Origin of the sequence: Gottfriedia luciferensis (assembly GCF_002156865.1) — a bacterium.
GTDB lineage: Bacteria > Bacillota > Bacilli > Bacillales > Bacillaceae_G > Gottfriedia > Gottfriedia luciferensis.
The window spans coordinates 131,311-155,442 of sequence record NZ_NCTA01000001.1; the positions used below are offsets into that span (position 1 = coordinate 131,311).

Genomic DNA, 24,132 nt, shown 5'->3' on the forward strand with positions numbered 1-24,132 from the left:
TATGGCAAAGCAATATTTGGTAATAGGAGCTGGGCGGTTTGGCAGAGGAGTTGTGAAAGAATTTGATCGGTTAGGCCATGAAGTTGTTGTATGTGATAAAGAAAAGACGCCATTAGAAGAACTAGAAGAATATACAGAATACGGAGTCATTGGCGATTTGCGTGAAGAATCACTACTTGAGGACTTAAGTGTAAGCCAATTTGATGCAGTATTTGTTGCGATTGGAAGTGATCCATTAGCTTCTATTTTAATAACGAGAAGGTTAAAAGAGCGAAATGTAAAAAGAATAATATGTAAAGCAAATAATCGTGAGGTAGGCGGCATTTTAGAAAGTATTGGAGCGGACTTAGTAATTTATCCAGAAGAAGAAGCTGGACATAAGGCTGCCCGCATGGAAGCAATGAGCGGAATTATTGAGTACATTGAAATTACCAAAAATGTTGCAGGAGTAGAAACAGTCATCCCAGAGAAATTAGTTGGAAAAACACTTAGAGAAATGAATTTTTCAGTAAAATATGGCATTACAGTCGTACTAATCATACGTAATGGAGAACCAATTGTTTCGCAAATTGGAGATGTTGTTTTTAAGAGTGAGGATATTATTTTTATCGTTGGAGAAAAATCGAAAATAGAATTGTTTAAAAAGAAGGTAGGATAACTCAATTAGGGCTTAATTACAAACGCCTATTTGGAACATTTAATTGCCATTGTTGAATATACTGTTGCTAAATGACTACTCAAGGATTGGTGTTTTATTATGAGCCAGCTAATGGAGGTAATTGGTGCATGGGTGAATGCGATTGGAACAATCAGCTCGGCAATTAGTAGTACACCTATGAGAGGCCTAAAAGGAGACGAGCGAAAAAGTTGGGAAGAAATTAGTTTCCATTTAGATTTTGGCGGAAACACTTTCCAAGCAATTGGGAATATAATAGAAGCATTTTTAGGCGAACCGAGTGTAATTGAAGATGCGGGCGAAATTATCCAAGCTTCAGGAAACGTTACAGTACTATTTAGTCTTTTATCGGCAGAAGAGGATGAGGAAAATGTAGACCGATCGATAAAATTAAATATGACAGGGAATGCACAACAAGCTTTTGGTGGTCTAATTGCAGCACTTGAAGAAGTAAGTAAAGAGGACTTTGACGTTTCAGGTTTTATGGGGAATTTTTTACAATCGATTGGGAACACATTACAAGTCATGTCTGGAGTTGTGGAACTAGAAATTGAAGATTTAAAAGATTACCTAAAGGAAACTGAGCAAACAGTAACTCCAGGAGAAGAGCCAAGTGATTTTTCAAGTGGAATAATATTTAATGAACTTCAAGAATATCCTGGAAGAATACAAGAAAAAGAAGCTAGTGAACTTCCAGATGATTACATCTATAATGAATCAGAGTATCAAAACGATGGAATCCAAGAAGGTAGTATAAGTGAATCATTTAACGAGGTAGAAGATGATAAAACGATTGAACCTAATAGTGACACTCAAGAAGATGAAGTAACTAAGCCTACAGAAGAAAAAGTATATGAAATAGAAGATCTATTTGGGAGAATACCAGATTATGAACCGAGTGAATTGCTAGATGATCCTACTATAAGCCAAGCAGGTGAACCTAGCGATTTATCAGATGGAATTATATTTAATGAACTTCAAGAATATAATGAAGAAACTGAAACAAATCCTTTAGTTAAAGAATATGAAGAATTAGCTCTACTCTTAAAATACAGCGGTAGTTGGATTCAAGCAGCAGGATCAATCGTATCAGTTTATTCTGAACAAAAAGAGTTGTTTAAGCCTGATGAAGAACAGGATGCTGATTCAGAGCAAAACGAAATAGTAGAAAAGAAAAATGTAAAAAGAAAGAAGAAAACTAACGGAAATTCTACAGAGGATCGTTTCGAATCAACACAAAAGAAAAGCAACAATCAAGAGTATACAATATTTAAAAAGAAGAGCTAACAAGAATAAGGAGTAATTGTGGCTGTTAGTTCTGGATACATAGATGGTAGATTTAAATAGTAGAAAATCAAATCTCGAAATAAATAATAGTTTGACAAATATTTTGTCACATAAAAATATTTGACTTCATTATTATCAAAATTTATAATTAATTTACATTCTATTTCGATTCCATAGCTCAGCTGGGAGAGCACTACCTTGACAGGGTAGGGGTCGCTGGTTCAAGTCCAGTTGGGATCATACGAAAAAACCTCTTGTATATCAAGAGGTTTTTTTCTTGTATCTAGTTTTACTCATCCAATCAAGGCAATTAAATACAGACTTGAACCATAATACTTAATTAAGGTATCTAGAACTTCTTTTTGTAGTTATCCCACGTATAAGTGCTTGTCTGCTGAGATTCATAGGTTTCTTTCTTTATACTAGAAAGACCCAAAATATCACTGGAAAATACAAAATATTTCCCCAAACAAGGAACAAAATTCACTCTATAAACTTATCGTTTCATTAATTTATTTTTTACGATTCATGTCCTACATGGAATTTCGTGAAATTTAAATACCAGTTAAATAATCCCTATTATGCTTAAATAAGCAGAAAATTTAAAATTATTATAGACAAGTAAATTGTCTAAATAAGGAACTATTTCTAATAGATTACCAGATATATGTTTTCAGGTTATTCTACTAGAAAAAATGGGGGAGAGTAAGTTATGAGGAAAGCAAGGAAAAGCAAGATTTCTAAAAGTGTTGCAGTTTTTGCTTTAACGTCAAGTGTAGTGGTTGCATCACTTGGACATGTTTCAAATGTTACCAAAGCAACTAGTATTACAAACTTGGATAATATACTCGCTAAATTAACGCCAGCACAGAGAGCAGCATTAAATCAACTATCTACAAATGAAGAAACTGGACTTAAAATTTCTTCTGACGTTGATTTAACATCTACAAAACAAACATCTGTCATTGTTGAATTTGCGAACCAGCCTGCTAAAGTTGCTCAATTAGAAGCAAGTGTAAAAGGGGAAACATTAACTGTATCGGAAGCAACGAAACTAGTTGATCAAGATCACGCTACGTTTACTCATGATGTTGGAGAAGTTCTTACAGATGGTACTAATAATAAAGTAGATTACAAGATTAATAATTCATACAAACATGCATTTAATGGTGTGTCAATGAGCTTGCCAGCAAATCAAATTAAAAATCTATTGAAGTCTAATGCGGTTAAAACTGTATGGAGTAATGAGAAATTTACGATTGATCCACCTGCTGAATTAAATCCTGAACAATTAAAGGCGGATGAAGCAAATGTTTCCAATTATACTCCTTATGACGCATTTGATCGCTTACATAAGGAAGGGTATACCGGAAAAGGAATTAAAGTAGGGATATTAGATACAGGTATTGACTACAACCACCCAGACTTAAAAGATGCATATAAAGGTGGATATGATTTCGTTGATAATGATAATGATCCTATGGAAACAACCTATGCTGATTGGGTAAAAGCAGGAAAACCTGGTACTTCAAATGGTGCAGACTACTATACAGAACATGGTACCCATGTAGCTGGCATTATTGGTGGACGTGGTAAAGCGGATAGTGATTATAAAACAATAGGAGCTGCTCCTGACGCGGATCTTTATTCATACCGAGTTCTTGGCCCGGGGGGTAGTGGTACAGCAGAAGCGATTATTGCTGGAATAGATCGAGCAGTAAATGATGGTATGGATGTTATCAACATGTCATTAGGGAATACACTAAATGACCCACTTTATGCGACATCGGTAGCTGTTAATAATGCAGTTTTAAGCGGTGTAACAACCGTTGTTGCAGCAGGTAATACGGGAGATAAAATGTATACAGTAGGATCTCCAGCCGCTGCAGCTTTACCTATAACAGTAGGAGCATCATCAATTGCTTTAGACATTTTCCAATACGCTGGCGTACAAAATGGAGCGAATTATTCGTTAAGACAGTTAGCAAGGAATTATTCCGACGATTTAACAACTTTAAAAGGGAAAAGCTATCAATTAGTTGATGTTGGTTTAGGAAATACAACCAACTTTAATGGGAAAAATCTTAATGGAAAAATAGCATTCATTAAGCGTGGATCAATTGGGTTAATGGATAAAATAAAAAACGCAAAAACAAATGGTGCTATTGCTGTATTAATGTATAATGATGAAACTAATAAAGCAGAAGGTCCAATTCAATCATTCCTTGGAGAATCTATAGATGCGATTCCAGCATTCTCAGTTTCTAATGAAGAGGGCTTAGTTATCTCAAGTGCATTAAAAGCAGGGAAAACTGATTTTACATTTGGTGACTATACAAAGCTAAAAACAAATGGTGATGAATTAGCAACGTTTAGTTCAAGAGGACCATCTCGTGTTAATTATGATATTAAGCCTGAAGTAACTGCACCTGGTGTATCGATTCTTTCAACAGTTCCGTTTTTTGTAAATAATAAAGTAGCAGATGGATCAAAACCTGAAGACTATAAATATGCTTATGAGCGCTTATCAGGCACTTCAATGGCATCACCTTATGTAGCAGGTGTGTCAGCTTTATTATTACAATCTAATAAGGACTTACAACCAGAAGATGTAAAATCTATTTTGATGAATACTGCGGATCCATTATCAAAGGATTATAGTGTATTTGAAATCGGAAGTGGACGAGTTGATGCATATGAAACAATCCACTCAGATGTCGAGTTAGAAGTAGTTGATCAAACACCAACAATTATTAATGGGAAGCAAAAATCGATCAAAGAACTAACAGGTGGAATGAGTTTTGGCTCAATTGGATTTGAGGATCAAGATGTTACAGACTCTCGTAGTGTTATTTTAAAGAATCGTAGTGAAAAAACAAAAACATTTAACGTAAATGTAAAATTTCAAACTGGATTAAGGGGATCTAAAGATGCTGCAGATAATGGAGTAACACTGACTGGGCCAACATCCGTTAAGTTAAATGGAATTAGTCAAAAATCAGTTAAGTTCGATTTGAATATTCCTAAAACAGCTGAAAAAGGAACATATGAAGGCTATGTAACGTTTACGAATACTGCTGATCCAACTGAACAGTACCAAATCCCATTTGGAGGACGTGTTGTAGAAGAAGGAATTAAATCATTTAAAATAGATAATCCATTATATGGTGTTGATACGATTTGGCCGGCAAATGCAAATCCAAATATAGTGTACGAGTTTTCATTAAAAACACATATGAAAACGTTAGATGTTATCTTACAAGATGCAAAAACTGGTGAAGATCTAGGATTAGTTGGTTCCTATAGCCCAATCAACTTAAATGAGGACCAAGTTTATACAAATTTCTATGGGTTTAATGATCTTTACTATCCATTTACTGGTGATTCAAAAAATCCAATTAGTAACGAACCAGTATTTGCAAAAACAGGACATTATAAATTAAGACTAGTAGGAAGTGACGAACAAGGTAAAACATTCTCTGCTGCATCAGATTTCATTTTTGAAGCTGGAGCTCCAAAAATGACGACTAGCTTTGATTCATTAGATCAAAAAGTAATTGAATATGATGATAGTCAGTTTGATGCAAATGGACAATATTTATATGATTTTAATATCAATCTATATGATCCAGAAACGGATGAAGCGAATCACTTAGGAATCCCAGTTGATCAGTCAAGTAATTCAGTTGTTTCGTTTTACAACGGTCCACGTCCTGCAAATCCAATTCATACCGATATCAATGGCAATTACCATGATAAAATCCTTGTGAAGAAACAAGATAAACCTTTAGAAGTATCATTTTATGGTTTTGATGCAGCAAGAAACTTTAATTTGAATGCTACAAATAGATACAGAGTTGCTTTTGTTGATAAGTCATTACCTTACTATTATTTAAAGGCGAATAAACAAAGCATTACAAATGGAGACACAGTAAATTTCACTGTTCGTTCAAATAATGTAAAAAACTTAAAAACGACTAAAATTACAATCCCAGTAATTAATGGTGAAGGTACGATTGATAATGTTGTTGTAAACGATGCGGTGAAACAGTACGGTGATGCGAACGTTTCATATACTACTACCCCTTCTGGATCAGAAACCTTATATACAATAACGTTCAATTATTTAGGTAATAAAACATTACCTGAAGATCTACAACTCTTTAACTTTGATGTGAAAACTGCAAATATATATGTGAAAAGTGTGCCTTATGATTGGTTTACAATGAGCGCATCTACGATCGATCAATCGAATGTCACAACAAATGGAGTGTATGCTTTCATGGAAAGCTTTACGATTAAACCAACTTATTCTAGATTAGATGGTGCAATCCAAGCTGAGGGAGCATTAAATCCATTAACTGGTGGTCAAAACTATGCACTTGATAAAAGTAAAATAGGAGCAAAAGTAACCGTTACTTCGTATGATGGTGAAACAGTTGTAGAGCCTACATTAAATAAGGATGGTCAGTATATTGCAAATACACTTAAAGTTGACGAAAAACCTTATACATTAAAAGTAGATATTCCAGGTCACTTTACAATGAATAAACAATTTACTCTATATGACGATGTCCGTGGAGAAATGGTAGGTAAGAGAATAAACTACAATTTATCAACAGCTGCTGCAGGTGATGTGAATAAAGATAATGTCATTGATATTTTAGATGCTTTAGCTGTACAGACATTCTGGGGTACAAATAAAGCATCTGCAGACTTTAACTTTGATAAAGTAGTAGATAAAAAAGATATGGATTATATTGTTAAAAACTTTGAATTACAAAATCCATCTGTATCTAATGCGCCAAAGCCAAAAACGACTTATAAAGGAGCTACATTAGAGAGTATTTTAAGTCAATTAGGTTTAGAGTAAAAGAATACTATTTTTAGAAAGCATCCTCTATTTTTAGGGGGTGCTTTTAATTTGCAGAAATTATTATTCAATGGTCAAAACTAGGAAGCTGAATAAATCCGGGATTTTGGGCACCAAATCCTGACAGTCAAAATGGTCAGCAAAATTGGACAATCCGCGAAGCAATAGAATTACCTAAAACAGTACTAAATGGAAAAAAGGTGCAGGAGGGTATGATTAAAACTTAACATTCCTGATAATTAATACGAAGGGGTTTATTCAGAATATATAAAGAATTTATCGAGTTATATGTCTAATAAAGACCTTGATGATTTACAAGGTCTTTATGGACTTCTCGTATTGTAGTTTCGACTATTTCATTAATCCGCTAATAAGATAAATCGCAGTACCCCAAATAAACAGAGCGGAGCATTTATTAAATACAATCATTAATCCTCCTGTACTATCTATCTTTTTCATAACTGAACCCGCAATCGTTAAGCCAAAGAACCAAATCCAAGATACGGCAATGCAAGCGATCGTAAAGAGTATTTGCTCCATACCGACATATCTTAATGCACTTGTTCCGATAACACCTACTGTATCTAAGATTGCATGGGGGTTTAATAAAGAAACGGATAAGGCAAAAATGATTTGTTGACGGGTTGGTATTGCTAGATTCGTATCGCGTGTTGTTGGTTTAGACCTCCAAATAATGTAACCCATGTAAATTAAAAATAAAACACCGGCAACCATTAGGCTAAATCGTAGCCAATCAAATTGTAAAACGAGAGTGGATACTCCGAATACAGCTAGAAGAATTAAAAAGGTATCACATAGTGAAGCTGTAATAGTCGCAGGAAGTGCTCGAATTAGTTTTGGTTGTGTCGCTCCTTGTGAAAATACAAATACGTTCTGTACGCCTAAAGGTAAAATGAGTCCGAATGCTAAAATTAATCCATGAAGAATGGCTTCCATCTAATCAACTCCCTTTCAATTACTATCGTACTATGATACAACTAAAAGAAAACAACCAATTGGATGGTTTTTTATCCACCCAATTTAAGGGGGGGAGGATAATTGATGTGGAAACCGAACCGTGATTCGCATTTGACTTTTCAAGAGCAGATTGTAGATTGGATAAAATCTCGTATTGAACGAGGTGATTGGACTGTTGGTACAAAGCTTCCAACTCAGCGTCAATTAGCAACTCAATTTAATGTGAATCGCAGTACAGTACAACTTGCACTTGATGAATTAAGGGCGGATGGATTACTAGAATCGAAAGTAGGTTCAGGAGTTTTTGTGGCTAATAATTCATGGAATGTGCTTTTGAGTAATTCACAACCAAATTGGCAAAAACATATAGAATCTAGTATTCATATACCAAATTATCATACAATTCAACTCATCAATAAGTATGAGCAAATGGATCATATTATCCGTCTTGGAACTGGTGAATTGTCACCTGAATTACTACCAACGAAGGAAATTGAAGATTCGTTGAAAAATATTTCACTTGAATCAAAGGCAATTGGCTATTCTTCTCCACAAGGAAGTGAAAAACTTCGGGGAATATTATGTAACTATTTAAAAAAACGTGGTATTCAAACACTACCAGAGAACATTTTAATTGTTTCAGGTGCACTTCAAGCACTTCAATTAATTGCAGTTGGATTATTAGAAGAAGGCTCCATTTTATTCCAAGAACAATCCTCGTATTTAAATTCTGTGCATCCATTTCAATCTTCGGGAATGAGAATGATTTCAGTTTCACGGGACACACATTTAACAAATAATTTACGTGCACTTAAAGGAAAGAGACAATCTTTATTTTACTGTGTACCGACATTAAATAATCCGACTGGTTACAGTTGGTCGTTGGAAGAAAAGCAAAATCTTTACAGTACATGTAAAGAGCTACAAATACCGATTATTGAAGATGATGTGTATCATGAATTGTTATTTGAATCATCTTCACCTGCCATAAAATCGTTTGATAAATCAGGGCAAGTTCTTTATATAGGAAGTGTATCCAAAACGCTAAGTCCTGGATTACGAATTGGTTGGGTTGTAGCACCTTCACCTGTAATTGAGCGATTGGCTGATATTAAAATGCAGACAGACTATGGATCAAGTGCCTTTTCTCAGGAAATCGTTGCACATTGGTTGGCAAATGGTTTATACGAAAAGCATCTTGTGAAACTTCGTAAACAATTGAAAGTTAGAGCTACATATGTAGAAGAAATATTAGAAAAGGATTTTCAAAAAATAGCTACTTGGAAAAAGTCTGAAGGTGGTTTCTATATATGGCTCAGGTTTCATAATCCAATTGTAAATAAGGCTTTATTTCTAAAATTGATTAATCAAAATGTATTGATAAATCCAGGTTATATTTACGAACCAAGAGATTTACACCATATTCGTATTTCATACGCCTACGCGTCAATGGAAGAATTAAAAAAAGGATTGAAGATTTTATACCAACTAAGCCAGATGTAATTCATTTTAATATTTTATCAATAAATAAAACGGGTTGCGCTATGCAACTCGTTTTTTGTCATGCTGATCATAGAAAATATTACGATTTTACTTAAAAATAAACTGAGTCAAAAATAACTAGATTGAGTAAATTTCGAAATTATTTAGTTGAATTTCGAATAATGAAAGAGACTATTCTATTGATTTAATAACGTTTTTTATATTGGCATGGATTTTGCTATAACATATTAGTATTAGGAGGTATTTTTGGTTTTTTAGTTGAACAGAACTTGGAGGTGATTAAAAGAATAGCAATCTATGTTTTTAAATATTTTTTAAAAGTAATCAAAGTTTTGTTTAAAAGTGTTATAATTTGTGGAATTAAATGTATCTAGTGATTTTGTAATAAATAAAAATCGTTTGCTCATTCTGGTTTAGAAAGGTTTTTAAGAATCAAAAAATGTAAAGGCTTACAAGTAATTATTCTTAAAGTGATGATTTTTTCGTTTACCTTGCACTTTGTTTTCTGAATATTCTAAAATAAGGGTGGGTTATTATGGAATCTAATAACGATAGTCAATTACAACGTTCCATGAAAAGCAGGCATTTGTTTATGATTTCACTCGGTGGTGTAATCGGTACAGGGTTATTTTTAGGATCTGGTCTAACGATTAATCAAGCTGGACCGGGTGGGGCAATTGTCGCGTATTTATTTGGGGGACTAGTGATGTATCTTGTAATGGTTTGTTTAGGCGAACTTTCTATTTCGATGCCAGTTACAGGTTCATTTAAGACATATGCCACTAAGTATATTGGTCCAGGAACAGGTTTTACGATTGGTTGGTTGTACTGGCTTAGCTGGGCGACAACAGTTGGTTTAGAGTTTACTGCAGCTGGAATATTGATGCAAAGATGGTTTCCTAATGTACCTGTTTGGATTTGGTGTCTTGTGTTTATTGTCCTTTTGTTAGGTTTGAATTTACTAAGTGTAAAAGGATATGCTGAAGCAGAGTTTTGGTTTGCAGGAATAAAAGTATTTGCCGTAATAGCCTTTATTCTGATTGGGGCAGCTGCCATTTTTGGTTTTGGCTATAAAGGCAGTTCGGCACCTTTGTTATCGAATCTTACAAATGATGGTGGGCTTTTCCCACATGGTTTTTCAGCGATCTTTACGAGTATGATGGCAGTAATCTTTGCTTTCCAAGGAGCGGAAGTTGTTGGGATTGCAGCCGGTGAAAGTGAAACACCTGAAAAGACACTACCTAAGGCAATTCGCAGTATTATTTTTCGTGTGTTAATTTTTTATGTGTTAGCGATTATGGTTTTAGCAGCTTTAATTCCATGGAGACAAGCTGGAGTAGTAGAGAGTCCATTTGTAGCAGTTTTTGATAGTGTAGGTATACCGTATGCAGCCGATATAATGAATCTTGTTATTTTAACAGCGTTACTTTCTGTAGGAAATTCAGGATTATATGTTTGCTCTCGTATGCTTTGGTCACTTTCAAAGAGTGGAATGGCACCAAAGGCTTTAGGTAAGGTAAACTCTCGAGGTGTTCCGTTTAATGCAGTATTGTTTAGTCTTCTTTTTGCACTAGTTTCTTTACTAACAAGTGTAGTGTCTGCACAAACAGTGTTTGTAGTTCTACTTTCCGTAACGGGACTAGCAGGTACATTCAGTTGGATGGCAATTGCCTTATCGCAATTTAATTTTAGAAGGCAGTATATTAAAAATGGTGGAGATGTAAAGGATTTAAAATATAAAGTTCCTCTATTTCCGTTAATACCGATTCTTTGTCTTGTTTTATGTGGAATTTCTATTCTATTTATGGCTTTTGATCCGGCGCAACGTTCTTCCTTGATAGGTGGTTTAGCCTTCATGGGTATAAGTTATCTTTATTACTTTATCCGTCACGGTAAGAATAAAGCTAATATTGCTTTAACTAATGAACATGGAGAAGTACCAACACAACAAAGTATCTAATTACCTTCCCATCCAGCTTGAGATTTTAGCACAAGAAAATCTAGTAAGATCGAATACACTGATTCTATTAATTTACAAGAAGGTATTAAAAGTCAATTAAACAAAAGAGATCTTAAGGAGGCTATTAGTATGAAAAAACCTTACTTAGTTGTAGAGTGGAATGATAGTGAAACAGATGCAAAGGGCTGGTTAGTGGTACATAACTTTGTCAAAGGGTATGCAGGTGGAGGAATTAGGATGCATCCAACAGTGACAAGAGAGGAAGTAGAACGGTTGGCAGAGGCAATGGCTTATAAATACAACGCTTCCGAAAGTGTCACTACAGGTGGTTGTAAAGCCGGCATTTCTTATGATTATAAAGCTTCAGATGCGTATGATGTGTTAAGAAGATTTTTGATCGCGATGATGCCGTACGTAGAAGCAGGCGTATCTTTAGGAAGTGACTTAGGAACAAAATATGAGGACGTTCTAAGCGTATTTGATGAATTCAACGTTGGAATACCTTTAACGAAATCGATGAAGGAAGATGTCAGTGTTCAAAATGGAATTAAATATTTTAATGAGTTGCTAGCTTCAAAAGTAGATTGCTTCCTTCTAAATGATGCTGTAACAGGTTACGGAGTGGCATTTTGCGCAGATGAAGCGTGGAAGTTTAAAGGTGGTAACAATAAAGAAGCGAAAGTTGTCATCCAAGGATTTGGCTGTGTAGGAGCAAGTTGTGCATTGAAACTATCACAGCTAGGCTATAAAATTGTGGGCATTTCCGATGCGAATCTATTCGTTACATGCGAAGATGGATTAGATGTTCAGAAATTAATTGACCACAAAAATTCACATGGTGAAATGAATCAAGAATTTTTTGAACCAAACTATGTAGTAAAAAGCAATACTGAATGGCTCGATGTCGAGTGCGACATCTTAATCCCTGCAGCTTTAGAGGATGTAATTAATGCATCAAATGCGAATAAGGTTAAGGCCAGTTTAATTGTAGAAGCTGCTAATATTCCAATCTCTGCAGAAGGGGATAAAATCATCAAACAAAGAGGCATTGACGTGGTGAATGATTTTGTAGCAAACTTAGGTGCAGTTCGATTTTACGATGCCGTAATCTTTGGATTAGTGGAGCCAAAAGCAAAAGCCGTAATAGATGATATTGAAAGATTATCTAGAAAAAATACAGTTAACTTATTTACAGAAGCTAAAAAACAAAATAGATATCAAAGAGACATAGCTTGCGAACTATTTGTGCCAACAGTTAGAGATTTAATTGAGTGTTAAAAGGTTGAACTAAAAATTAATTTAATAGAACAAAGGAAAAGGTTTCTTACTTTTAATGGTAAGAAACCTTTTCACGTTGTTAAAAAAAATCTTGTCAAATAACTACCGTAAAGGAGTTTGAGTGATGTTCATTTCCACTACAGGATTCTCGCTTTCCATGGGGCGAAACCTGAGCCTCCTCGGCAAGCCCGCGGGGTCTCAGCCTTTCCGCACTTCCCATATTGATTAAAATACGATTCAAATAACCTTTACTTAGAACAAATTATTATTCAATTTGAACGACATATTCAAAAAAACATCACTTTTAAGATTAGAATTTATTTTTCCAATGTTTACTTAATGACCTTTTGCCTTTTCTAGATAATGAGTTTCCTCAATATTTGCTATTTACGATTTTTAGTGAGTTAAAATTGACGGTTTTGAGTGAATTTTAATTTGATTAGCGCCTTAATGTGACAGCATTTTCTTTCTACATCTACTTATAATAGGGACTTTGAAGTTGGCATAGGTTTTGCATATAGAAAGATAGAAGGAATTGGTGGTTTATAGAAAACCTTAAATTTTCTTTTTAGAATGGAAAAACTAGCGGAGGAAAAGTTAATGAAGAGGTGAGAGAGTTGCCAGGAGCATTGTATGGAGTAAAAATCATTGATTTAACTAGAGTACTAGCTGGTCCCTTTTGTACGATGATCCTTGGAGATCTTGGGGCTGAAGTCATCAAGGTTGAAAGCATTAGCATAGGGGATGAAACGCGAGGATGGGGTCCTCCTTTTGTAGAAGGGGAAAGCGCTTACTATTTATGTGCTAATCGGAATAAGCAAGGCATTACTTTAAACTTAAAAAATGAAAAAGGTAAGGAAGTATTAAAGAAACTAATTTCTGAGGCCGATGTAGTTGTCCAAAACTTTAAACCTGGAACATTAGCAAAATTAGGCTTTTCATATGAGGAAATGAAAGCGATAAAAGAAGATATTATTCTAGCATCAATTAGCGGATTTGGTAGCCATGGACCTGATTCAAGTCTACCGGGATATGATTATATTATTCAAGCGATGTCTGGATTAATGAGCATAACTGGAGAGAAAGACGCAGAGCCAACAAAGGTAGGAGTTGCCATCTCTGATGTACTAACTGGACTATTTACATGTATTGGAATTCTTGCTTCATTACAGCATCGGAATCGTACTGGCGAAGGTCAAGAAGTTGATATTTCTCTATTTGACTCGCAATTAGCAGCTTTAGTAAATGTGGCTAGTAATTATTTGTGCAGCGGGATTGTTCCACAGCGAATGGGGAATTATCATCCAAATATTGTTCCATACCAAGTCTTTTCAGCAAGTGATGGGGAACTCGTCATTGCGGTTGGTAATGATGAACAATTTAAGCGATTTGCTTTACTAATTGAGGAACCAACTTTATTGGAGGATACATATAAAACAAATACTAGTCGATTACAAAACAGGAAAGAAATTGAACAACTAATCCAAAATAAGTTAAAGACAAAAAGGAAAGATGAATGGAAAGAATTGTTAGATCAAAATGGAATTCCTAATGGTCCAATTTATAACGTAAGTGAGGCCCTTCATTCTGAACAAGCCAAATCAAGAGAGATGGTTTTAAATGTGAATCATCCGTTCATAAAAGACTTAAAACTAGTTGGATCACCATTAAAATTATCGAAAACACCAATCGAAGTATTGAGACATCCACCATTACATGGGGAGCACACAGAAGAAGTGATAAGTAAACTAGGATATTCTAGTTCAGAAATAAATGAGATGAAACGAAATAAAACAATTTGAGGAGGAATTAAAATGAATTTTTCATTAACCGAAGAACAAAAAAGTGTCAGAAAGGTAGTAAGATCATTTGTCGACCGTGAAATTATTCCATTTATTAAGGAATGGGATGAAAAGGGACATTTTGAGTCAAATATTCTTAAACGTCTTGCTGAATTAGAATTAATGGGTGTATGTATTCCCGAACAGTATGGTGGAGTAGGGATGGATTATAATACGTTGGCAATTGTATGTGAAGAGTTAGAGCGTGGAGATACCGCTTTCCGAACAGCAGTTTCTGTTCATACAGGTTTAAATAGTATGACGTTGTTACAATGGGGAACTGAAGAACAAAAGCAAAAATATTTAGTACCTCAAGCTCAAGGAAAGAAAATTGGTGCATTTGGGTTAACGGAGCCGAATGCTGGTTCTGATGTAGTAGCGATGGCGACAACAGCTGTAAAAGACGGCGATAGTTATATTTTAAACGGTTCAAAAACGTGGATTTCTTTGTGTGATGTAGCGGATCATTTCTTAATTTTTGCTAAGACAAATCATGAATTAAAACATCATGGAATTACCTGCTTTATTGTAGAACGTAATTTTGAAGGAGTTTCTACAAAAGCAATTAAAGGGAAAATGGGAATTAGAGCAGGGAATACTGGAGAGGTATTTTTAGACGATGTGAGAGTGCCTGCTGAAAATCTATTAGGCTATGAAGGTGAAGGATTCAAAATAGCAATGTCAGCACTAGATAATGGTCGATTTACTGTTGCGGCTGGTGCATGCGGGTTAATCCAAGCATCACTTGAAGCAAGCATTAAATACTGTCATGAGCGAAAAACTTTTGGGAAGGAAATTGGTAAGCATCAGCTTGTTCAACAAATGATTGCTAAAATGTCTTCGAATCTTGAAATTTCTCGTCTATTAGTCTATAAAGCCGGTTGGTTAAAAAATAATGGAAAACGTAATACAAGAGAGACTTCACTAGCAAAGTGGATTTCTTGTAATGCAGCAAATGAAGCTGCGAATGATGCCGTTCAAATCCATGGTGCATATGGATTCTCTAATGAGTTTCCAGTAGAGCGTTATTTACGAAACTCAAAAGCGCCGGTAATTTATGAAGGAACACGAGAAGTTCATACAATTATGCAGGCTGAATATGACCTTGGTTATAGAGAAGATAAAGTTTTAAGAAAAATGCTTCCATCTTGGCCATTTGAAGAGGTTAATGTGGAAACTGTTAAATCTTAAAAATGAATAAGAATTTTAATTATAAAATGTTCAGGATTTAAGTTGCATAGTAGGAGGAGGTCTTAGCGATGAAAATTAGCGGAGGAAAAGCAGTTGTCGATGTTATGGCAAAAGAAGGTGTAAAAAAAGTATTTTGTGTACCTGGTGAAAGTTATTTGGGGGTAATGGATGCATTATATGAGCATCCGGAAATTAGCTTGATTTCAGCAAGACATGAAGGCGGAGCTTCATTTATGGCTGAAGGCTATGCAAAAGCATCAGGGGAAGTGGGCGTCTGTATGGCAACTCGAGGTGTCGGAGCTTCGAATTTGGCAATTGGTATCCATACCGCTAGCCAAGATTCCACCCCACTAGTTGCGCTTATAGGACAAGTGGAACGTCCTTTTAAAGAAAAAGAAGCATTTCAAGAGGTCAATCTTGTTGGAATGTTTAGCCATTTGTGTAAATGGACTGTGGAGATTGATCGAGCAGAACGAATTCCAGAGCTTTTACATCGAGCATTTCATATCGCCCGCTCGGGTCGTCCTGGTCCTGTGCTAGTTGCTCTACCACATGACATGCTAGAAGATACTGTTGAAATGATAGAATTTCCTGTTTTTCAATCTCAGCCTCCTAGACCAAATAAGGCCAATGTTCAGCAAGCTTTAGAAATGATTCAGAATGCAGAACGCCCATTTCTGATCGCTGGTGGTGGTGTTATTCGTTCGCAGGCTGTTCCTTTACTAGTTAAATTTGCGGAGAACTTACAAATCCCAGTTGTTACAGCTTTTCGCCGATATGATGCGTTTCCGAATTCGCATCCTTGTTATGCAGGCTGGCTAGGCTTTGGAACACCGAAGTATTTACTGGACGAGATTGACAATGCAGACCTAGTCATCGCACTAGGTACAAGATTTTCACAAGTAGGTACGCAAGATTATACTTTGCTTTCTGGAAAAGGCAAACTAATTCACGTTGATATTTCTGAAGATGTATTCGGAAAGGTGTATTCACCTTCTCTAGCAATTGCATCTGATGCGAAAGCCTTTTTAGAGGAAGCATTAAATGGTGAAATCTTTACGCCTTCCTCTTATGAAGACAGCCGGGTAGAAAAAATTCATAACGAATATATGATATTTTCAAATGCGAAGAAAGACTACACAGAAGATTTTGTAGATATGGATGGCTTACTGTATGATATCGTCTCTGAGCTTCCGAAAGATACGATTATTACGAATGATGCAGGGAACTTCTTTGGATGGCTTTCCCGATATTACCGATTTGATCGTGAAAATACATATATCGGTCCAACTTCTGGAGCTATGGGGTATGGTCTTCCTGCGGCAATTGGTGCGAAACTTGCAAAGCCTCATCAAACGGTTGTTTCGTTCTCAGGTGATGGAGGATTTATGATGACCCTACAGGAAATTGAAACAGCTGTACGATACGATATTCCTGTTATTTCAATCGTGGTGAATAATAATCTGTATGGAACAATTCGTACACATCAAGAAAAGCATTTTCCAGATCGAGTAATCGGTACAGAGTTAACAAATCCGAATTTTGCTGAGCTAGCAAGAATATTTGGCGCATATGGTGAAAAAATCGAAAAGAATTCTGATTTTGTGCCTGCACTACAAAGGGCAATCTCATCGGGACGTCCGGCTGTTATCGAAGTAGTAACAAATCCAAAGATTTTATCTGTTGGTCAAGATAAGACGAAAATTAATTTACTTTATAGCAAATAAGTGAAGAGAATGTCTTCAATTCATTTAATTAGTTTAACCATAAAATAACTAGTTGGAGGATAACATATGCGTTATGCAAATTATATTAATGGACAATGGAAACAACCTACTTTAGGAGAATACAGGGAAAATCGTAGCCCTCATAATGGGGAATCTTTAGGTGAATTTCCATCAAGTACTGTAGAAGATGCAAGAGAAGCTATTATTGCATCAAAATCCGCTTTCCAGTCATGGAAAAAACTTTCATTCCAACAACGAGCGGCATATCTCCAAAAAGCAGCTGATATTTTAAAAGCAAATTTACAAGAAGTTGGACGTGATTTAACCCAAGAAGAAGGTAAAACATTAGCAGAAGGTATTGGAGAAACTCAACGGGCGATCAGCATTCTTGAATACTTTGCTGGAGAAGCGAGACAACCAGTTGGAGAAGTATTTCCTTCAGGTAATCCAAAAACTTTTTTATATACAACACGAACACCAATCGGACCAGTTGGATTGATTACTCCTTGGAATTTTCCAATAGCCATTCCAGTTTGGAAAATGGCTCCTGCCCTTGTTTACGGAAATACAGTTGTCATTAAACCTGCTGACCTTACACCAAAATCAGTTTATCATGTCGTAAAAGCCTTTGATGAAGCTGGCATTCCACCAGGCGTTTTAAACTGTGTATTTGGTAGAGGATCTGTTGTTGGCAATGAATTAGTTGAACATCCTTTTATTAAAGCTATATCATTTACAGGCTCAAATCAGGTTGGAAATCAGATCGCGCAGTTGGCAGCTTCTAAAGGAAAGAAAGTTCAGATGGAATTAGGTGGAAAGAATCCCCTTATTGTCCTAGCAGATGCAGATCTAGAAAAAGCAGTTGAAATAGCTGTGAGTGGTGCTTTTAGATCTACGGGACAAAAGTGTACAGCAACTAGTCGGGTCATTGTGGAAGAATCAGTTTATGAAACATTCAGAGACCGTCTTGTAGAACGTACTAAGACTTTAAAAACTGGAAATCCTCTTCAAGAAGATACATTTATCGGTCCGGCTATATCTCAATCACAACTTGACGGCGTACTTGCCATGATTGAAGCAGGAAAGGATGAGGCAACTCTTTTATGTGGTGGAGAAGTTCCAGCAGAAGAAGAATTAAAAAATGGTTTTTATGTACAGCCGACGATCTTTGAAAATGTATCCCCTGATGCACGGATTACGCGTGAAGAAATTTTCGGACCTGTTATAGCGCTCTTTAAAGTGAAAAATTATGAAGAAGCAGTTGAGATGGCGAATGATACCGAATACGGCTTAAGTGCAGCAATCTGTACAAATAATTTATCAGTCGCTCAAAAATTTGTTGAAGACATTGAAGTAGGACTTGTACATGTAAACAATGAAACAGCAGGATCAGAGCCACATGTACCGTTCGGAGGATGCAAAAATTCAAGTACTGGCTCAAGGGAGCAAGGAAAGACTGCGATCGATTTTTATACACAAGTTAAAACAGTTTACTTGGATCAAGTATGACATTTCAATCAGTCTGAAAATCAGATTAATAGAACTTTGTCTATAAACTGAAATACCCGGCAAAAACCGGGTATTTTTTATTGGTAAAAGTCCAATTCACTACAATACTTACGTACTAATCTTGCCGCTTTTGATTGGCTGATTTCTAAATCGTCTGCTACTTTTCTTGTATTTCTATATTTTGTATAGGAATTAATGACAATATTTTTTTCAACTTCTTCTAAAGATGCTTGAAGTGAAGCGTCTGTTAGTTCTTCATTGACTGGATTCTGCGATCGATTTTCAACGATTAGACTCGTTAAATCATCTTTTTGTATGATTCCGTCACTAGTTACAACTAAGCTTTCAAGCATATTTTCTAACTGTCGAATATTCCCAGGCCAAGAATAGTTGTAAAAAATATCTAAAGCCTCTTCAGAAATAATGACGTTTACTTGATGCTTTCGATTAAACTCAGATAGAAAGTGGTAGGTTAAAGGAATAATATCTTCTTTTCGATCGCGCAATGGAGGGATATTTAGGTTGACTACATGTAGGCGGTAATATAAGTCTTCTCTAAATTCCTTATTTTGTACCATTTCATATAAATTACGATTTGTAGCAGCAAGAATACGGATATTAACTTTTTTTGTTTGTTTGCCACCGACAGGCATAAATTCAAATTCTTGTATTACTTTAAGAAGTTTAGCTTGTACTTTAGGTGAGATATCACCAACCTCATCTAAAAATACAGTTCCCCCATCAGCAAGCTCTAATAGTCCTTGCTTGCCTCCTTTAGTTGCGCCAGTAAATGCGCCATCCTTGTACCCGAAAAGTTCTGATTCTAATAACTCTTCCGGAATGGTTGCACAGTTTAATGATAAAAAGGGAGCATTACTTCGGTTACTCTTCTGATGAATATATTTTGCAATTACACCTTTACCTGTTCCAGATTCTCCTTGAATCAAGACCGTTGCATCTACTTTTGCTACTTTCTCACAAATTTTAACGATATTATTCATTTCCTTGTTATTCGTAATAATATTATTTTTATATAGTGCAGCTTGATCCATTTGGTTTATTTCCTGCTCATCTGGTATGTATAAATCTTTATAATTTGCATCTTGAGAAGTTGTAATAATAAGCTCAATTTCCTGTTTTTCGTTTAATAAGGGAATAGCTGTTGTAATGATTTCTTTTCCAACATAACTGATTTGTTTCATGATGACCGTTTTCTTTTCTTTTAATAAAAGTGGGAGTATACGAGGTTTCCAATATTCCTTTGAAATTAACTCATCGTTCGATTTTCCTACCACATCTTTTAATTTGATCCCATAATGTCTTTCACAAGCCTTGTTTATATAGACAATACGAGCATCCTTATCAAGTACATAAAATTCGTTAGGAGAGTTGTCTAATATTTTTTGAAGAATCTCATTACTAATCTCAATTTTAAGCTTGTCATTCATTGTATTTGGCAAAACGTAACCTCCTCTGAAACATTATTTTTCTAATAAAATAGTTGGCTCCTTTTTTAAGCAAGATTGTTTAATTTAATAGACAATAGTAGATTTCAACGGAATGGGTGAGGTATATGTGGTAGAAGTAATGTCGGAATCAAAAAGGAATAAAGAACAGTGGTGTAAAACCTCTAACATCTGTTTGAGTTAAAAATGACTGAATTGAGTAAATTATAAGATAATTTACTAGATTTGAAAATAGATAAATACTGTTATCTCCTTTCATACTAAGAAAATTAAAGTTGGCATTAATCTTGCATTAAATCTTGATAAGGGAATGATTCAACAATGGCTGAATTCCAAAAAACTATAAAAAGAATAAAAAAGTAGGCTAAGGTAGAGGAGTTTTTAAATCCCTAATAATGCCTAATACAATTCTGAACATTTAAAGGAGGAATCATTTATATGTCTACAAAAGAGAAGGCGCAACTTTTACAACCAACATTGCCGTATGAAATGTATGTAAATCAAGAGGTATTCGATACAGAGAGAAAAGAGATTTTCAGTAAAAATTGGATTTTTGTAGGACATACTAGTCAGGTGAAAAAAGTAGGAGATTTTTTTACCTTTGAGGTTGGCGGAGAATCGATTTTAATAACACATGCAAATGATGGCAAGCTACGTGCTTTTTATAATATTTGTCCACATCGCGGTACAAAAGTAGAACAAAGTGAAAAAGGAAATAAAAAAATCTTACAATGCATTTATCATGGCTGGACGTTTAAATTAGATGGACATGTAAATCGAGCTCCAAACTTTAAAAATATTGATCTAGGAGAATATAACTGTTTGAAGTCAATCCAATTAGAAGTACATCGCTCTATGATCTTTGTAAATTTAAATAGAAAAGCTCCATCGTTTTCTAATGAATATACAGAGTTATTAAGCGAACTAAATCGTTATCCTTTCTTAGATTCACTACAATTAGTAAGAGAAAATCGCCGTTTAATTAAAGCGAATTGGAAAGCAGTAGTTGATAACTTCCTTGAATGCGATCACTGCCCAGTTGCACACCCATCTTTCTCTAAAACATTCGATTTATCGAATTATAGCATAGTTCCTTGTGATAAATTCTCTTATCAATGTTCGATTGTTAAAGACCAAGATGATAGCTTAACGGTACGATTTTACTGGATTTGGCCAAATATGATGTTAAGTGTCTATCCAGGAAGTGGGAATATGACAACTACGCAACTAATTCCAATTGATGCTAACCAAACAATGGCGGTATATCGTTACTTCTTTATGAATGAACAACTTACGGAAGAAGAAGAGGACATGATCAAATTTGTAGACCAAGTGCGTGAAGAGGATTTTGATTTAGTAGAATTATTGCAATCTGGCTTACATTCTAAAGCATTTGAAAATGGAATCTATTCTCCTACTGAAAATGCGATGCAACACTTTCATGAAATGGTTCTAGAAGCGCTTAAATGATCGTTTTGCCTAGTATTCTATTTTTGAAGCAAAATGTATTTTGGCATACTGGGCCTTTCTTTTAAAATGCATTATTTTGGAAACGCTTTAATTTGTAAGTTGCAGTTATTAGAATTGCTAGTGTGATTTTAGATTTGGTAATAAGACTTTAATCATTTTGAGATTTTTTAGGAAAGACGTATTTAGAGAAGGAAATTAAAATGATAAGGAAGTGGTACATTTGACACAATTTAAACATCTATTTTCAAAAGTGAAGATTGGGAATACTGAACTGAAAAATAGAATTTTATCGACAGCACACCAAACAAATTATGTTGAAAATGGCATACCTACTCCTGAAATGTTAGCATATCATGTTGCACGTGCGAAGGGTGGAGCTGGACTGATTATTCTTGAAGCTGCTGCAGTTCACTCATCAGGTATGCTAACTTCTCATACAATTGCAGGGTTTGATGAAAAAGTGATACCAGCTTACGTTGAAATTGCAAAGAAACTTCACCAATATGGAACAAAAGTATTCAGTCAGCTCTTTCATGGAGGAAGAGAAGTCGTATCAAGCGACTACCGTAATGCTGCATGGTCATCGTCTTCAGAACCAAGTTTTCGATTTGGAATCATGCCAAGGCCGATGAATATTGAAGAAATTAAGGATGTCATTGATGGGTATGGAATTTCAGCTTTAATGGCAAAACGGGCCGGTCTTGATGGAGTAGAAATTTGTTGTTCTCATGGCTATTTACCAGCCCAATTTTGGTCAAGTAATACAAATTATCGAACAGATGAATACGGCGGTACTTTTGAGAATCGAATGCGTTTTATTGTAGAAATTCTACAACGTGTTTGGGAATATGTTGGTGATGATTTTACTGTCGGAATTCGAATGAGCGCGGACGAAATGACGATGGACGGTACGAATGTAGCAGACGCAGTAAAAATTGTAGAGTATTTAGTTGAGAATGTTCGAGTTGATTTTATAAATGTTACGTCTGGTGACTCGAGTACATATGCTGGATCGACTCATATCGTTCCTCCTTCTCCAATCAAGCATGCGTATAATTCTCCACATTCATTTAAAATTCGAATGGCTGGCGCAGTTCCTGTGTTTGTAGGCTCTCGAATAATTGACCCAGTGGATGCAGATAAGATTGTTGGGGCAGGTAAAGCGGATATGGTAGGGATGACGCGGGCTTTAATTGTTGATCCTGAATTACCGAATAAAGCAATACGAGGTGACTTACAATCGATTGATGCATGTTTAGGATGTATACAAGCTTGCATTGGTCACTACTCGAGAGGTCTTCCAATTGGGTGTGTACAAAATCCAATGGCTGGTAAAGAAAAAGAATTATTGCCACTTGTACAAAGCGTGAAGGTGAAACAAAAAGTGCTTGTTATTGGAGCTGGACCTGCTGGTTTACATGCCTCCTTAACTGCTGATGCTGAAGGTCATGAAGTGATACTAGTTGAACAAAGTAATGAGATTGGTGGCCTGTTGCAAACAATGAGAAAAGCTCCTTTGCGTCAAGAAGTGGCTGAAACTATGTTAGATAATTACACGAGAAAGTTAGCCAGAAGTAATATAGATGTCCAACTTGGAAGGAAAATTACTTTTGAAAAAATAGAAGAAATAAAACCTGATGTGATCATTTGTGCAGTTGGGTCTAGACCTTACATTCCACATGTTGAAGGAACTGATGATCCGAGAGTCCTAACCGTCGATCAACTTTTTAATGGGAATGCTGGATCGATTGGTAAACGCGTATTGGTATTTGATTTAATGGGTGACTGGCCTGGTATCGAAGCAGCAATACATTTGAAAGAAAAAAATCATGATGTTACTTTGTATTCTGCTAAGGTTCACATTGGAAAAGAAATCCATCAATATCTTGTAAATGAATATCTTAAAAAACTTTACCAATTAAAAGTGGATGTTCGTCCGCATTTTGATTTTGGTGGTATTCACAACAATCAAGTTAAATTAAGAAATTTGTTTACTCACGAGTCTGAATTAATAAACGAGTGGGATACAATTGTACTTGCAACGGGACGCGTACCTAACTATGAGCTATATGAAAAAGTAAAAGGTATGGCGCCGGTAGTTAAGCAAATTGGAGACTGTCTAGCACCCCGTACAATTGAAGAAGCAACTTACGAAGGTTTAACATCGGCACTTGAAATAGGCGTAATTTCTTCTGGGATACCTGTATAGGAGAGGCAGGAAAAGCAGGAAAGCATTTATGACTGGAATAACTAAGAGACAATCAATAAAATTCTCAAAAGTTTTTTAAAATCTTTTTCCTTCTCTTTGATCCAGCCTTTCCTTTAACCTGCTCTTAATGCGGAAATAATCAATATTCTTTTTTAACAGAGCCT

General features: G+C 35.5%; 14 protein-coding genes and 1 tRNA gene. 13 read left to right on the top strand and 2 right to left on the bottom strand.

Annotated elements, in window-relative coordinates:
* Position 1 precedes the first annotated feature (1 nt).
* The 4 genes from B7R67_RS00685 (at position 2) to B7R67_RS00700 (ending at position 6,836) form a co-directional block, all read left to right on the top strand.
* Positions 2 to 658, top strand: coding sequence for a potassium channel family protein (locus B7R67_RS00685; RefSeq protein WP_088066588.1), 657 nt, complete (start codon positions 2 to 4; stop codon positions 656 to 658).
* 99 nt (positions 659 to 757) lie between these two features.
* Positions 758 to 1,963, top strand: coding sequence for a DUF6944 family repetitive protein (locus tag B7R67_RS00690; protein ID WP_088066590.1), 1,206 nt, complete (start codon positions 758 to 760; stop codon positions 1,961 to 1,963).
* Between the two features lie 167 nt (positions 1,964 to 2,130).
* Positions 2,131 to 2,203, top strand: a tRNA-Val gene (locus B7R67_RS00695).
* A gap of 472 nt (positions 2,204 to 2,675) precedes the next feature.
* A complete protein-coding gene (locus B7R67_RS00700; protein WP_088066592.1) occupies positions 2,676 to 6,836 on the top strand; it encodes a S8 family serine peptidase in 4,161 nt (1,386 codons plus the stop codon).
* Positions 6,837 to 7,187: 351 nt separating this feature from the next.
* On the opposite strand, the gene B7R67_RS00705 is transcribed toward B7R67_RS00700, so the two are convergent.
* Positions 7,188 to 7,793, bottom strand: a complete 606-nt coding sequence (locus B7R67_RS00705) for a LysE/ArgO family amino acid transporter (protein ID WP_088066594.1) — start codon at positions 7,791 to 7,793, stop codon at positions 7,188 to 7,190.
* Between the two features lie 102 nt (positions 7,794 to 7,895).
* Between B7R67_RS00705 and B7R67_RS00710 the strand changes: the two genes are divergently transcribed.
* The 7 genes from B7R67_RS00710 (at position 7,896) to B7R67_RS00740 (ending at position 18,823) form a co-directional block, all read left to right on the top strand.
* Entirely contained in the window at positions 7,896 to 9,317 is a 1,422-nt protein-coding gene (locus B7R67_RS00710; protein ID WP_088066596.1) for an aminotransferase-like domain-containing protein, read from the top strand.
* A gap of 535 nt (positions 9,318 to 9,852) precedes the next feature.
* Positions 9,853 to 11,277, top strand: a complete 1,425-nt coding sequence (locus B7R67_RS00715; RefSeq protein WP_088066598.1) for an amino acid permease — start codon at positions 9,853 to 9,855, stop codon at positions 11,275 to 11,277.
* Between the two features lie 129 nt (positions 11,278 to 11,406).
* Positions 11,407 to 12,555 (top strand): Glu/Leu/Phe/Val family dehydrogenase, encoded by a 1,149-nt coding sequence (locus B7R67_RS00720; protein ID WP_088066600.1) that lies wholly within the window; start codon positions 11,407 to 11,409, stop codon positions 12,553 to 12,555.
* 617 nt (positions 12,556 to 13,172) lie between these two features.
* Entirely contained in the window at positions 13,173 to 14,357 is a 1,185-nt protein-coding gene (locus tag B7R67_RS00725; RefSeq protein WP_088066602.1) for a CaiB/BaiF CoA transferase family protein, read from the top strand.
* A gap of 12 nt (positions 14,358 to 14,369) precedes the next feature.
* The gene (locus B7R67_RS00730; RefSeq protein WP_088066603.1) at positions 14,370 to 15,587 is read left to right on the top strand and encodes an acyl-CoA dehydrogenase family protein; all 1,218 of its coding nucleotides are present in this window, start codon (positions 14,370 to 14,372) and stop codon (positions 15,585 to 15,587) included.
* Between the two features lie 68 nt (positions 15,588 to 15,655).
* Positions 15,656 to 17,314, top strand: a complete 1,659-nt coding sequence (locus tag B7R67_RS00735; protein ID WP_088066605.1) for a thiamine pyrophosphate-dependent enzyme — start codon at positions 15,656 to 15,658, stop codon at positions 17,312 to 17,314.
* A 66-nt stretch (positions 17,315 to 17,380) separates the two neighbouring features.
* Positions 17,381 to 18,823, top strand: a complete 1,443-nt coding sequence (locus B7R67_RS00740; protein ID WP_088066607.1) for an aldehyde dehydrogenase family protein — start codon at positions 17,381 to 17,383, stop codon at positions 18,821 to 18,823.
* A 77-nt stretch (positions 18,824 to 18,900) separates the two neighbouring features.
* On the opposite strand, the gene B7R67_RS00745 is transcribed toward B7R67_RS00740, so the two are convergent.
* Positions 18,901 to 20,283, bottom strand: a complete 1,383-nt coding sequence (locus B7R67_RS00745; RefSeq protein ID WP_235822050.1) for a sigma-54 interaction domain-containing protein — start codon at positions 20,281 to 20,283, stop codon at positions 18,901 to 18,903.
* 444 nt (positions 20,284 to 20,727) lie between these two features.
* Between B7R67_RS00745 and B7R67_RS00750 the strand changes: the two genes are divergently transcribed.
* Together B7R67_RS00750 and B7R67_RS00755 are read left to right on the top strand one after the other, a co-directional pair.
* On the top strand, positions 20,728 to 21,759 hold the full coding sequence (locus tag B7R67_RS00750; protein WP_088066608.1) for an aromatic ring-hydroxylating oxygenase subunit alpha: 1,032 nt from the start codon (positions 20,728 to 20,730) through the stop codon (positions 21,757 to 21,759).
* 220 nt (positions 21,760 to 21,979) lie between these two features.
* A complete protein-coding gene (locus B7R67_RS00755; protein ID WP_158094992.1) occupies positions 21,980 to 23,968 on the top strand; it encodes an oxidoreductase in 1,989 nt (662 codons plus the stop codon).
* Positions 23,969 to 24,132: the final 164 nt, after the last annotated feature.

Coding starts and splice junctions, on each gene's coding strand:
- B7R67_RS00685 (WP_088066588.1), top strand. CDS start 2: ATGGCAAAGCAATATTTGGTAATAGGAGCTGGGCGGTTTGGCAGAGGA.
- B7R67_RS00690 (WP_088066590.1), top strand. CDS start 758: ATGAGCCAGCTAATGGAGGTAATTGGTGCATGGGTGAATGCGATTGGA.
- B7R67_RS00700 (WP_088066592.1), top strand. CDS start 2,676: ATGAGGAAAGCAAGGAAAAGCAAGATTTCTAAAAGTGTTGCAGTTTTT.
- B7R67_RS00705 (WP_088066594.1), bottom strand. CDS start 7,793: ATGGAAGCCATTCTTCATGGATTAATTTTAGCATTCGGACTCATTTTA.
- B7R67_RS00715 (WP_088066598.1), top strand. CDS start 9,853: ATGGAATCTAATAACGATAGTCAATTACAACGTTCCATGAAAAGCAGG.
- B7R67_RS00720 (WP_088066600.1), top strand. CDS start 11,407: ATGAAAAAACCTTACTTAGTTGTAGAGTGGAATGATAGTGAAACAGAT.
- B7R67_RS00730 (WP_088066603.1), top strand. CDS start 14,370: ATGAATTTTTCATTAACCGAAGAACAAAAAAGTGTCAGAAAGGTAGTA.
- B7R67_RS00735 (WP_088066605.1), top strand. CDS start 15,656: ATGAAAATTAGCGGAGGAAAAGCAGTTGTCGATGTTATGGCAAAAGAA.
- B7R67_RS00740 (WP_088066607.1), top strand. CDS start 17,381: ATGCGTTATGCAAATTATATTAATGGACAATGGAAACAACCTACTTTA.
- B7R67_RS00750 (WP_088066608.1), top strand. CDS start 20,728: ATGTCTACAAAAGAGAAGGCGCAACTTTTACAACCAACATTGCCGTAT.